General features: G+C 44.6%; 15 protein-coding genes. 2 read left to right on the forward strand and 13 right to left on the reverse strand.

Going from position 1 to position 12501, the window contains the following annotated elements:
* Positions 1 to 331: 331 nt before the first annotated feature.
* A complete protein-coding gene (locus AC6CIF_RS30300; RefSeq protein WP_017692114.1) occupies positions 332 to 562 on the reverse strand; it encodes a hypothetical protein in 231 nt (76 codons plus the stop codon).
* A gap of 155 nt (positions 563 to 717) precedes the next feature.
* Complete coding sequence (locus tag AC6CIF_RS30305; protein WP_036607221.1) at positions 718 to 1335, reverse strand: stage II sporulation protein M; 618 nt, start codon at positions 1333 to 1335, stop codon at positions 718 to 720.
* A 122-nt stretch (positions 1336 to 1457) separates the two neighbouring features.
* On the opposite strand from AC6CIF_RS30305, the gene pdaB reads away from it, so the two are divergent.
* Positions 1458 to 2234 carry a polysaccharide deacetylase family sporulation protein PdaB gene (gene pdaB / locus AC6CIF_RS30310; protein ID WP_076216866.1) on the forward strand — a complete coding sequence of 259 codons (777 nt, stop codon included), beginning with the start codon at positions 1458 to 1460 and terminating at the stop codon, positions 2232 to 2234.
* 101 nt (positions 2235 to 2335) lie between these two features.
* Here pdaB and AC6CIF_RS30315 read toward each other — a convergent pair whose 3' ends face one another.
* On the reverse strand, positions 2336 to 2974 hold the full coding sequence (locus AC6CIF_RS30315; RefSeq protein ID WP_498202603.1) for a KinB-signaling pathway activation protein: 639 nt from the start codon (positions 2972 to 2974) through the stop codon (positions 2336 to 2338).
* A gap of 125 nt (positions 2975 to 3099) precedes the next feature.
* Between AC6CIF_RS30315 and gerD the strand changes: the two genes are divergently transcribed.
* Positions 3100 to 3858 carry a spore germination lipoprotein GerD gene (gene gerD, locus AC6CIF_RS30320; RefSeq protein WP_498202604.1) on the forward strand — a complete coding sequence of 253 codons (759 nt, stop codon included), beginning with the start codon at positions 3100 to 3102 and terminating at the stop codon, positions 3856 to 3858.
* 86 nt (positions 3859 to 3944) lie between these two features.
* On the opposite strand, the gene salA is transcribed toward gerD, so the two are convergent.
* The 10 genes from salA to rpsK all read right to left on the reverse strand — a co-directional run bounded on the left by salA (position 3945) and on the right by rpsK (position 12500).
* Positions 3945 to 5045 carry an iron-sulfur carrier protein/transcriptional regulator SalA gene (gene salA, locus AC6CIF_RS30325; protein WP_272907843.1) on the reverse strand — a complete coding sequence of 367 codons (1101 nt, stop codon included), beginning with the start codon at positions 5043 to 5045 and terminating at the stop codon, positions 3945 to 3947.
* Positions 5046 to 5124: 79 nt separating this feature from the next.
* Positions 5125 to 5880: an N-acetylmuramoyl-L-alanine amidase CwlD gene (cwlD, locus tag AC6CIF_RS30330; protein WP_498202605.1), complete on the reverse strand. Its 756-nt coding sequence runs from the start codon at positions 5878 to 5880 to the stop codon at positions 5125 to 5127.
* Positions 5881 to 5948: 68 nt separating this feature from the next.
* Positions 5949 to 7118, reverse strand: a complete 1170-nt coding sequence (gene sat / locus AC6CIF_RS30335) for a sulfate adenylyltransferase (RefSeq protein WP_498202606.1) — start codon at positions 7116 to 7118, stop codon at positions 5949 to 5951.
* A gap of 23 nt (positions 7119 to 7141) precedes the next feature.
* The gene (locus AC6CIF_RS30340) at positions 7142 to 7834 is read right to left on the reverse strand and encodes a phosphoadenylyl-sulfate reductase (protein ID WP_498202607.1); all 693 of its coding nucleotides are present in this window, start codon (positions 7832 to 7834) and stop codon (positions 7142 to 7144) included.
* A gap of 801 nt (positions 7835 to 8635) precedes the next feature.
* A complete protein-coding gene (gene rpsI, locus AC6CIF_RS30345) occupies positions 8636 to 9028 on the reverse strand; it encodes a 30S ribosomal protein S9 (protein WP_017692105.1) in 393 nt (130 codons plus the stop codon).
* Between the two features lie 19 nt (positions 9029 to 9047).
* A complete protein-coding gene (rplM, locus tag AC6CIF_RS30350; RefSeq protein WP_024633564.1) occupies positions 9048 to 9485 on the reverse strand; it encodes a 50S ribosomal protein L13 in 438 nt (145 codons plus the stop codon).
* Between the two features lie 205 nt (positions 9486 to 9690).
* Positions 9691 to 10464, reverse strand: a complete 774-nt coding sequence (gene truA, locus AC6CIF_RS30355) for a tRNA pseudouridine(38-40) synthase TruA (RefSeq protein WP_076216861.1) — start codon at positions 10462 to 10464, stop codon at positions 9691 to 9693.
* A 159-nt stretch (positions 10465 to 10623) separates the two neighbouring features.
* On the reverse strand, positions 10624 to 10989 hold the full coding sequence (gene rplQ, locus AC6CIF_RS30360) for a 50S ribosomal protein L17 (RefSeq protein ID WP_017692102.1): 366 nt from the start codon (positions 10987 to 10989) through the stop codon (positions 10624 to 10626).
* A gap of 34 nt (positions 10990 to 11023) precedes the next feature.
* Positions 11024 to 11968, reverse strand: a complete 945-nt coding sequence (locus AC6CIF_RS30365; protein ID WP_017692101.1) for a DNA-directed RNA polymerase subunit alpha — start codon at positions 11966 to 11968, stop codon at positions 11024 to 11026.
* A 136-nt stretch (positions 11969 to 12104) separates the two neighbouring features.
* Positions 12105 to 12500, reverse strand: a complete 396-nt coding sequence (rpsK, locus tag AC6CIF_RS30370) for a 30S ribosomal protein S11 (protein WP_017692100.1) — start codon at positions 12498 to 12500, stop codon at positions 12105 to 12107.
* Position 12501: the final 1 nt, after the last annotated feature.

The following is a 12501-nucleotide window of genomic DNA, read 5'->3' on the forward strand; positions in this document are numbered from 1 at the left end:
AGATCAAACATTCAATTTAGTGCTGTTTTTCATGTTGTCGTCGTTTCAGCGGCGACTTTTATAATATATCATGTTGAAGTTCTCTTTGCAAGCATTATTTTTTCAATTCTTTTCAATCGCTTTATTTTCATGCTTGTTTCGGTGAACCGCTCCTAAAAAAGGAACGAAAATTAATTTACCATATGAAATTAGAAAGGTCAACCCTTTTTCGACAAAAAGTATGAAACCCCCAACAATTTCACATTTTCATGGTTCAGAGGTACAGCACCCGCTATTGAGAGCCGCACCTCACTTCCACTACTGTAAATCGAATATATGACCAGCTTCAGCATTACGGCTTCGACTTTTTCAGCTTACCACCTCTTGCATACTTGGACAATTCTTTTGGCGGGGCAAAGCGTGCATACATGCGGAACACAGTCTTATATCGGCTCGCGATAGCATATTTGATCTCTTGGTCAAGACGATTATCACTTAGATCGAAAAGCATCTCATCTAATTCTTTACGCAGCACATAGTCCAGTTCCTTGCATTCCTTCTCGTTAAACAACATACCCAGCATTAGAGTTCTCCTTTTTGTGCATAGCCTCTTTATCACACTTACACAAGTTTCATGCTACACCCTGTGCATTCTCGCTTTTGTGGGTGCTGCTGGAACCCGTTTTATTGTTATGGTCAACTTTCTGAAAATTTATGAATGCCAACCAACACAAAATTTTATCCTCTCACCAGAGTATACGTAAGTGTGCTTTCGATGATTGCTGCAACAAGAAGCAAGATGACAACCCAGAAGGATGCCGTTAACGTCCTATTCATGAATGCTCTCCACCGGGTGCCCATCGTATTTCGCTTGTCACTTCCAAGTTGTGCAAGGCTTTTGATAACCAGACCACCAAACTTCAGTCCGAAGGCGCAAGCAATAATAATGACCGGAATCTCAATAATGCCATGCGGAAGTAAACCTTTAACCACAATATCATAGAAGCTTGCTCCATAATTCATCGTGGTGTGCACCACAAATCCAAGGACCATCCCATTGATCAGCAGGAAGATGACAGGCAGAATTCCGAAGAATATACCAGCATAGATGACAAGTACACTTTTGATGGCATTATTGAAAAAGATAAACAGGAAGAAGTTCCATTGCACATTGCCCCCCTGCTCCAGCCGTTCACTGACTTCACGTAAACCTCCGATTTGGTTCAACAACAGTTCTTCCAGTGGTCCTGTACTCACCCACCCTGCCCCTATTCCAACAGCAAACAAAACTACGGACCAGATTAATGCACTGCGGATGGAACCAAGATCTTTAAGAAATGTACTGAATTTTAACATAATAACCTCCTGTAGAATCTAAAATGATGGACAAACAAGGTTCCGTTACGAATAACTGGGGAGTACGAGCATACATTGGAGAGTAAACAAGCATTTCTTATGGGAGAGGGGCGCTTATTGAAATGAACTCGTTCTATGTATTTAGCGGCAAAAAGATTAAACGGTACCTGATTGTCTTCGTTGCTGCCATCTTTGCGATCGGTATTATTTATCTGGAGCGTGGCAATGTCTCCGTATTCTCGGAGGAAGCACCATCGGCCGTCTACAGCGTTCCAACCGAGAAGAAGGTAATTGCACTTACCTTTGACATCAGCTGGGGAGATAAACGGACAGAGCCGATTCTGAAAGTTCTTCAGGAAAATAAAGTGCAGAAGGCAACCTTTTTCCTTTCGTCCCCCTGGAGCAAGACACACCCCGAAATTGTTACTGCCATCAAAGAGGCAGGATATGAAATTGGCAGCCATGGTCACAGACATGAGAACTACAGCAGCCTGACCGAGGAAGAAATACGCAAAGAAATTTCGACAGCTCATAGCATTTTAACCGATTTAACGGGAAAAGAACCGAAATTAATACGTCTGCCCAACGGGGACTTTGACAAGCGAGTGCTTCAGGTAGCCAATAGTCTGAATTATCAGGTTGTGCAGTGGGATACCGACTCCTTGGATTGGAAAAACCCTGGTGTACAGACCATTGTTGATCGTGTAGTAAGCAAAGCACATCCAGGGGACATCGTACTGCTGCATGCTAGCGATTCCTCTAAACAAACTCATGAAGCACTCCCTGTCATTATCGACAAATTAAAAAACCAGGGCTATGAATTCGTAACCGTGTCTGAGTTGCTTAACCATTCCAGTGTAGAAGGTAAGGAAGTTCGTGATCAAGCCAGCGGTCAATGATTACTAGATTATTTGAGCTATAGCTCAAATAGGTGCGTAAAAGTTGAAAAGAGCTAACCAGGTTAGCTCTTTTTGGTATGTTTTTATTTTCAAAATAAAATCTATGCTCGACTTTCCTTCAACGGCTCTGTCTTTCCACTTTCATTTACGCTCTGGTTCGTCGATACATCCACCAGCCTGTGCAATATCAGCATTTGGTACGCATTACATAGGAGCAAGGGAACAACAATAAATATGGTTGCAGCATTCACATCAATACGTAATACGCCGATCGTCTCCACTATGGTGACGGCAATCATGAAAAAGAGTGTGGGTACTAGCGCGGAGATATGAGTCAGCTTTACTTTAACGTAAGCGGTAACAATTGCTGCTGCCAAAATAATGATACCTAACACAATATCAGATATGCGCTCTCGGTCTCCCCCAACAAACAAGCGTAAAAACATCACGTCAAGCAGGGCTAACACCGTTAGTACAATCTGCACGATCTGCCAACCGCGCTTTGGAAATACACCTTTACCCATATAATTCAATATCAGATATGCAAAGAAACCCATTTGTGAATACACGCTGATCATAACCCCTGATCCAAATAAGATCAAAAGATACAGAAGAAAATCATTCAATCCATTTGTTTTCTCCCCGTTCACCAGCATCATAATCAATCCTGTACCGAATGCTCCCGCGGCCCCAATAAGCAAGGCTGTCCAAAACAGGAAAAACCATTTACGTAAATTCAAAAGTTTTCCACCCCCGAGTGTTTATTTTACCAACCTTCTCAGCAAAAAACCATCATTGCTCAACATATTTCCCCCTTTCCCATCACATACTACATCCAGTATCTAATCAAGGAGGGATTGTACACATGAAACGGCCTTTGTGGCAGCTATGCTGTGTCGTACTGGGGCTATCCGTCATGCTTGCCGGCTGCGGTTCAGATCAGAGTTCTTCGCCTCCTCAGGGCAGTTATAAAGAGATGAAAACAATGGTTGTAGATATTTTGAAAAGTGACGAAGGCAAGAAAGCGGTGGAGGAAGCTCTTACCGGTCAAAGCTCATCCAGCGGTGAAAGCGGCGGTTCAGAAGAAGGTGGCGGCGGATCGGGTGGTGGTTCGGGAACCATTGGTATGAAAATGTTAATGCCTGTGCAATCTTCAGAACAAATACGCATTGCAGTAAAAGACACCATCACAGCTCCCGAATACCAGAAGGAATTCGAAAAGATCATGACAGATCCACAGTTTGCCGGGGAATTCGCCAAAGTGATCAACGCCCAAAGCAAACAACTTCATATGCAATTGATTAAAGATCCCACGTATCAAAAATCTGTTGGAGACATCATGAAGTCACCTGAGGTATCCAAGATGTTCATGGATATGACGAAGACTCCCGATTATCGTAAACAGACGATGACTGTCATGCAGGAAGTGATGCAAAACCCGTTGTTCCGAATGGAAGTACTCACTTTGCTCAAGAAGGTAGTACAGGACGAATTGCAACCCAAAGTGGAAAGTGGCGGAAAACAGGGGGAAGAGCAAGGCGGACAGCAAGAGGGTCAGGGCGAAGGTGGCAGTGATGGCGGAGATGGTGGAAGTGGAGATTCTGGCAGCGGTGGAGGTTCATAAACAGTAGATGTTGGTATATTACAGAAACTGAAAAGCCTGCATCCGAATGGACGCAGGCTTTATTTGTATATATAACACTCATGCCATTAGAATTTGGATTCAATGGACCGGGCAACTTCATCGTAGATAGCCCCTATACGGGAATCTGCTTTGTAAACAGAAGGTGAGAAATCAGGCTCAGAAGGATGATTATCCGGCGTGCCTAATGGAATCTGGGCAAGCAAGCTTGTATGCAGACTTTCCGCAAGTCTTCCCCCGCCTCCACGACCAAAAACATAATCCTTCTCTCCGCAACTGCCACACTCATAATAAGCCATATTCTCAACCACACCAAGTAACTCATGATCGGTCTGAATGGCCATCGCCCCCGCACGTGCTGCGACAAAAGCTGCTGTTGCATGCGGCGTGGTAACGATGATTTCCTTGCTCTGTGGCAACATCTGATGCACATCCAAAGCAACATCTCCCGTACCTGGTGGCAGATCCAGTAATATATAATCCAATTCGCCCCACTGGACATCCGTAAAGAATTGACGCAGCATCCGACCCAGCATGGGTCCACGCCAGATTACCGGGTTGTTCTCCCGAATAAAGAAGCCCATCGACATAACTTTGACGCCAAAACGTTCAACCGGTTGAATAACGCCATCTTCCACGACCGGATATTCTTCAATCCCCATCATGTCGGGTACACTGAAGCCATAGATATCCGCATCAATCAAGCCCACTTTCTTGCCTTGACGTGCCAATGCTGCAGCGAGATTAACGGTTACCGTTGATTTACCAACGCCACCTTTACCACTGGCCACAGCAATAAAACGAACACCTGATTCAGGACTTAACAACTCATGTCCATCTAGACCCGCTGCGTGACCTTTTACGAGCACTTCGTCCCGATCTGGCTCATCATCGGGTTGTCCCATATTCAGGCTCTCACGATCATGCTCAGAAGCTGCACGCACACGAATATGTACATCCTTCAGTCCGTGCTGGGACAACAGATTACGCGCTGCATCACTCAAGGCTGTTGTATCCTCAGGTCGATTTTCCAGTGTCACTATGGTCAGAGCCACATGATTTTCTTTCACCATAATATCTCGAACCCATTCCAGTTCGGTCAGACTTACTCCCAATTGCGGTTCTTGTAATGGCTGTAATAGTTCAAGTATCTGTTCTTTTGATAACATCAGACAGCACCTCAGCTTTATCTATTGGCATGTAATTAGGTATGCTGATCCAATTATATCATTACCTTTCTTGTTCTGACTAACTTTTAGGCCGTTCTCCTGAGGAATATCTGAGAATCCCATTATAGATCGAAGCCGCTACCTTGCGTTGATAAGCTTCGTCGGCAAGCATACGTGCCTCTTCCGGATGAGAAAGGAAACCCACTTCTACCAACGCTGAAGGGATCTTCAGAGCCTGTAACAGATAAACCGTATTCACCGTTTTGGCGATTCGATCTGTATTCTCCAGATTACGAACCATCTCTTGTTGAAGCAGATTAGCCAAACCTTCGTTATCCGGATGGTTCGTTGTATAGAAAACCTGCGCTCCACTCCATCGGTTGGAAGGGACACTGTTCATGTGAATGCTAATAAAGAGATCCGCTTGCTTATCCTCTATCCGCCGTACTCTTTGTTTCAGATCTTCCGTCTTGCGTTTGGAGTACCCCTTGGTGTCCGATTCCGCCAGATCGGTGTCTATTTCTCGTGTCATCACCACTAAGGCCCCTGCCTGCTGCAAATAATCTCTCACATACAGGGCGATAGACAGGTTGATATCTTTTTCAATAACCCCCTGTTTACTTACTGCTCCTCCATCTGGACCTCCGTGTCCTGCATCAATAGCAATGACTTTACCCGCCATCGGCAAACTCCAATAACCTGACGTCTTTGCGGAAGGCAGTTCATAGGACATTACCGCCACTAACATGGCCAGCAGACAGAGGCTCAGCATGACCCTTTTGATTGTTTTTAACCGGATCCAGACTACAAAGTGCTTCCCCATATTTTCACGCATAAAAAAACCACCTCGTCCCTATAAATGATTCTAATCATCTATATGGGACAAGATGGACAAATATACCGCTAGGACCGGACTTGCTCCGCCATTCCTTCAATCAGCACCTCAGCTACCTCAGGACGTGTAAATTCAGGTGGAGGGCACTGGCCGTCACGGAGCAAACCGCGTACTTTGGTGCCGGAAAGCGCCATATGGTGTTCTTTATCATGTGGACAAGTTTTGCTGGATGCCATGTTTCCACATTTGGTACAGAAGAAACTATGTTCGAAGAACAGCGGTGTGATCCCCAGTTCCTCTGCCGTAAAGTTAGTAAAGATCTCCTGTGCTTCATATGTTCCATAATAATCACCCACACCGGCATGGTCACGACCGACAATAAAGTGGGTACATCCGTAATTTTTGCGAACCATCGCATGGAAAATAGCTTCACGTGGACCGGCATACCGCATCGCTGCGGGGAACACACCAAGGAACGCACGATCAGCCGGGTAATAGTTCTCCAGTAATACCAGATAACTCTTCATCCGAACATCTGCGGGAACATCGTCCGACTTCGTCTCTCCAACGAGCGGGTTCAGGAAAAGTGCGTCGACAATCTCCATAGCACTCTTCTGGATGTACTCATGAGCCCGATGGACCGGATTACGTGTCTGAAAACCAACTACCGTCTTCCAACCCTTCTCCTGAAAAATCTTCCGGGTATCTGCAGGATCATAATAGAATTCTTCGAATTTCGAAGGTTTTGGACGATTCAACACTTGGATTGGACCTCCTACGTATGTTGCAGGACGCTCCAACAGTTTTTTAACACCCGGGTGCTCGGGATCATCTGTTTTGAATACACGCCGGGCTTCTTCACCCTGATCCACCTGGTATATACTTTGGACTTCAAGCAATCCATATGTGACTCCATCTTGATCACCAACAAGTTTCACACGTTCACCAATCTGGAGGGATGCGGCTTGTTGATCGTCAACAGCAAGTGTGATTGGTATACTCCAGACTGTTCCATCGGCGAGACGCATGCGAGACACCACCGAGAGGTAATCTTCCTCATTCAAGAAACCTTCTAGTGGTGAGAACGCACCCACACCAATCAGATCCAAATCTGATATCGTCCAAGTATTAATAAGCAAAGAGGATAAGTTTTTACTGTCTTGCAACAACTGCTCCCGTTCTTCTCCTTGTACGATACGCTGAACCAGCGTACCTCCATGAGGCAGAATCGATGTCATCTTGTCAGCTCCTTGTATAACTATTATTTATGAAGGCCACATTCCGTTTTATCATTACCAGACCAGCGTCCGGCACGTGGGTCCTCTCCAGGCATAACTTGACGTGTGCAATGCTCACAACCAATACTTGGGTAGTTCTGATCATGAAGGGGATTATATACAACGTTATTGTCACGAATATATTGCCATACATCCTCAGTCGTCCAGTGCGCAATCGGATTAAACTTCATCAGGCCAAATTTAGAATCATATTCAACCTTCTTCGAGTTTGCACGAGTTGGTGCTTGATCTCTACGAATACCTGTAATCCATGCATCATACTGAGAAAGAATACGTGTTAACGGTTCGACTTTGCGAATGTTACAGCACCCATTGGGATCAGACTTCCACAACTCTTCACCGTGCTCAGCTGCCTGCTCTTCCGGAGTAATCTTAGGTGACACGCGTACAAATTCAAGGTTGTAGTTCTCCTGCATCTTATCACGTGTTTCGTATGTTTCTTTAAAGTGAAAATCTGTATCCAAATAAAAAATATCTGTGGATGGGCTGATTTTCTGCAACATATCTACAAGTACAACATCTTCTGCACCAAAGCTACATGCAAAAGTGATATTTGGGAATGTTTCAATAGCATACCGAATAATATCCTCTGGACTAGCATGTTCCAGTTCCTCTGCCTTCGTCCGTGCCAAATCTTCTTTCTCCAACAAGTTCATCTGTAAATTTCCCCCATTCTGCAATTCAATACATCTTAAAGCCGACTAATCTAATATGAATTATGTTTAGTATAAATCTTTCGTTGGGGATGTCAATGCCTGCCATATGGTAAAATAAATCAGTTTTTGTCCATTTTTAATCGTCGCTCTCAAACAATATTTTGGTTCAATTTATCCATTTCTCTGTTAATGAGATAAAAACAATGATGTTGGCCCAGGTCACTAGGCAAGTAAAAATACATCTCTTAGCCCGGAAAACCTTTGCTGTTACTGGGTTTGGACAGTTCTTGTCGTCAAGAACAACATCCAAAAATCACTAGGTGATTGAAAATGAAGGAAGAAAAGCTAAAGTTTTAAGGGGAGCAACGTTGCGAATTTTAGCTGTTGATATGTAAGGGACTTTTATCGTTTCCATAAGAAATACTGATAAGGTTTGCAATAAAGAATTAAGTGCAAAAACAGTAAGCCGAGTGCATTCAAGAAATCACGCATGAGTTCTAATCGATGATTATAAAAGAGCTGTTATAAAATGTGTGGTGAGTGGTGAGCGATGGGTATGAGCATATTCAATGATCTAAACGATTAGAGAGGTTCAGTAAAATGTGGATGTATTAACGTACATATTATAGGACTGTATTGAGGGACATTAAGGGCACATTGAAAAGGCAATGAAGGAAAAATGCAGAAGCTTGGGGAGAGACATCAGAGATATAAGAGCTATCGCATAAACTAATATAATATATGGCGTAATAATCATGAATATATAAAAAAGCCTTTGACCGAGGCCAAAGGCTTTTAATATTAACGTTTGGAGAACTGAGGTGCGCGACGAGCCGCTTTAAGACCGTATTTTTTACGTTCTTTCATACGTGGGTCACGAGTCAGGAATCCTGCTTTTTTCAGGGATGCACGGTATTCCGGATCTGCTTTGAGCAGAGCGCGGGAGATACCATGACGGATTGCGCCGGCTTGGCCGGAGATTCCGCCACCATGAGCAATAACAAGAACGTCATAGTTGTTGAGTGTTTCTGTCAAGTTCAGTGGTTGTTTTACGATCAGTTTGAGTGTTTCCAAACCGAAGTATTCATTAATATCACGTTTATTGATGACAATGCGTCCTTCACCCGGTACAAGGCGAACACGTGCTACCGAATGTTTACGACGACCTGTCCCATAGTATTGTACTTGTGCCATGAAACTGTCCTCCTTTTAATTAACCGCGAAGTTCGTAAACTTCTGGTTTTTGTGCTGCATGTGGATGCTCAGTGCCTCTGTACGCTTTAAGTCTCAACTTCATTTTCTCGCCCATGCGAGTTTTAGGAAGCATACCGCGAACAGCCAATTCCAACATACGCTCAGGTTTGTTTTTAACCATCTCTTCAGCTGTAGTTACTTTCAAACCACCTGGGTGCATTGAGTGACGGTAGTATTTTTTACCTTGCATTTTCTTACCAGTCAATACGATTTTCTCAGCATTGATGATAACAACGAAATCGCCAGTGTCCACATGTGGAGTGAATTGTGGCTTGTGTTTGCCGCGAATCAAAGCTGCTGCTTCGCTCGCCAAACGTCCGAGGGTTTTGCCTTCAGCATCAATGATGTGCCATTGGCGCTCAACTTCGTTAGGCTTCGCCATGTACGTAGTACGCATGAAAAGTTCCTCCTTAAAATGTTCAAAATCATCATTTTCATTTATCTTCGTTCGTTAAGTTATAACTTTAGGTGTTGATGGATTGTAAATTTGATGTGAACCTCTTAATTGGGGCTGTGGGAAAGCCATTAAGAAAACACAACTTTTATATTACATGATAGGCGATTAAATCGCAAGTGTTAATTAAGCTTTTCACTCACCAAATTTAATCTTTTTTGTATTCAAGATCCCAGAGCATTAAACCGCAGCTAACTGCAGTAGGTCCTGCAGCAGATCGATTACATGCAGCAATCATATTTGGTACATCAGAGGCTTTCCGTTTGCCCTCTCCGATCTCCAGCAGTGTCCCTACAATGATACGAACCATATGCTGCAAAAAGCCGTTACCACTCACATAAATGTGAATGACACCCTGATCGCGCGGATGGTCTCTGCACATTGATCGGTCCACTTCCATCCATGCTTCGTATACCGAACGGACATGATTCTCTTTCTGAGACTTGCGTGAAGCAAAAGAGGTAAAATCATACGTCCCTATGAAATGTCGTAGGCCCTCCTGCATTGCCATAATATCAAGCTTCGCATGATGATGATACTGCAGTCTTCTGTTGAATACATCCGGAAATTGATTCGCATTGACTGTATAACGATACGTTTTCTTTTTCGCTGCATACCGAGAATGAAAATCAGCCGAAACTTCAATCGCATCAATAACGACAATATCGGAGGGTAGTCTGGAGTTGAGTGCAATACACCAACGTTCAATCGGGATCTGGGACTCCGTAGGAAAATTGAAGATTTGTCTGCGGGCGTGAACACCTGCATCTGTTCGGCCTGAACCTGTAATTTTAACCTTCTCACCGGTTAAAGCACGAATCGCATCTTCAAGATGATCCTGAATGGTATTCCCACCCGGCTGTACTTGGAAGCCGTAATAGGCAGTGCCATCATAAGTTAACGTCATACATAAGTTCCGCATTAATACCACACCTTTGTTCCATACTATACATATCCCTATCCCGAACAGCAAAAGAAGCCCCTTACGGAGCTTCTATTACAGCACGAATTACGAAATGAAGAGAAAAAAAGGGTTAATCCAGAATCGTTGATTCTGTCCCCTTTCCTCATCTCATCTGTTTTACGCGCGGTCTACCAGTTCCAAGTAAACCATTGGCGCTGCGTCACCACGACGAGGTCCCAGTTTCAAGATACGAGTGTATCCACCTGGACGCTCAGCGTAACGACCGGACAATTCGCTAAACAGTTTTTGGATTGCATCTTGCTCACCATCGATAGTTTCGCGGCGAACATAAGCTGCCACTTGGCGACGGGCATGAAGATCTCCCTTTTTCGCTTTAGTGATCAGTTTTTCAGCAATAGAGCGAACCTCTTTTGCTTTCGCTTCAGTTGTCTGAATGCGTTCGTATAAGAACAGGTCGGTTACCAGGTCACGGAACAAAGCTTTACGTGCGCTGGAATTACGGCCCAACTTTTGGTATGCCATTGTTTTCCCTCCTTCACTTCAAGCACTCGGCTGTCTATTCTTCTGTACGGAGTCCCAAACCAAGTTCCTCAAGCTTCTCTTGAACTTCTTCCAAAGACTTGCGTCCGAGGTTACGGACTTTCATCATGTCTTCTTCCGTTTTCGTAGTCAGCTCTTGCACGGTATTAATACCGGCACGTTTGAGGCAGTTGTAGGAACGAACAGAGAGATCCAGCTCTTCGATCGTCATTTCGAGTACTTTTTCTTTTTTGTCTTCTTCTTTTTCGACCATGATTTCTGCATCTTTCGCTTCGTCTGTAAGACCCACGAAGAGCATCAAATGCTCAGTCAAAATTTTAGCGCCAAGGCTTACAGCCTCTTCAGGACGAATACTTCCATCAGTCCAAACTTCCAACGTGAGCTTGTCATAGTTGGTCACTTGACCGACACGCGTATTTTCCACAGCGTAGTTAACGCGACTGATCGGGGTGAAGATGGAATCGACTGGGATGACGCCGATCGGCTGGTCATCGCGTTTATTCCGATCTGCCTGGACGTAGCCGCGACCGCGATTGGCAAAAATACGCATGTGAAGTCTCGAACCTGGTCCGAGCGTAGCAATATGCAAATCCGGGTTAAGAATTTCCACATCGGAGTCAGCACGGATATCTCCAGCCGTAATTGCTCCTTCGCCTTCAGCATCAATCTCGAGCACTTTCTCCTCGTCTGAATGAATCTTAAGCGACAAAGCTTTCAGGTTAAGAATAACCTCCGTTACATCTTCCATTACGCCAGGAACTGTAGCAAATTCATGCAGAACGCCATCGATTTGAACCGAAGACACTGCCGCACCCGGCAGTGACGAGAGCAAGATTCGGCGAAGCGAGTTTCCAAGCGTCGTACCGTATCCGCGCTCAAGCGGTTCTACTACGAATTTCCCATAGGTGCCATCATCGTTGACGTCTACCGTCTCAATTTTCGGCTTTTCGATTTCAATCACTGCAATACCCCTCCTTCAAAACGTCGGTCCTCTATGAAACATTTACCTTCTCTTGCGAAAACATGTAGTAGTATGCCTAAACAACCATTATTAGCAGATTGTGCCGGAAATATACCACACGCAGGGGCAAATCTCATTAGACACGACGACGTTTTGGAGGACGGCATCCGTTATGCGGGACTGGAGTTACGTCTTTGATCAGGTTAACTTCAAGACCAGCAGCTTGCAAAGAGCGGATCGCTGCTTCACGGCCTGCGCCTGGTCCTTTAACCATAACCTCAACGGCTTTCATCCCATGTTCCATTGCAGCTTTGGCAGCAGTCTCAGCAGCCATTTGTGCAGCAAACGGAGTCGATTTACGGGAACCTCTGAATCCGAGGCCGCCGGAGCTTGCCCACGAAATTGCGTTTCCGTGAGGATCCGTAATAGTAACGATAGTGTTATTGAAAGTGGAACGGATATGCGCCACGCCAGATTCAATATTCTTACGGTCACGACGTTTAGTACGTACGACTTTTTTCGGTTTAGCCATT

The sequence above is a fragment of the Paenibacillus sp. GQ49 genome, assembly GCF_059759055.1.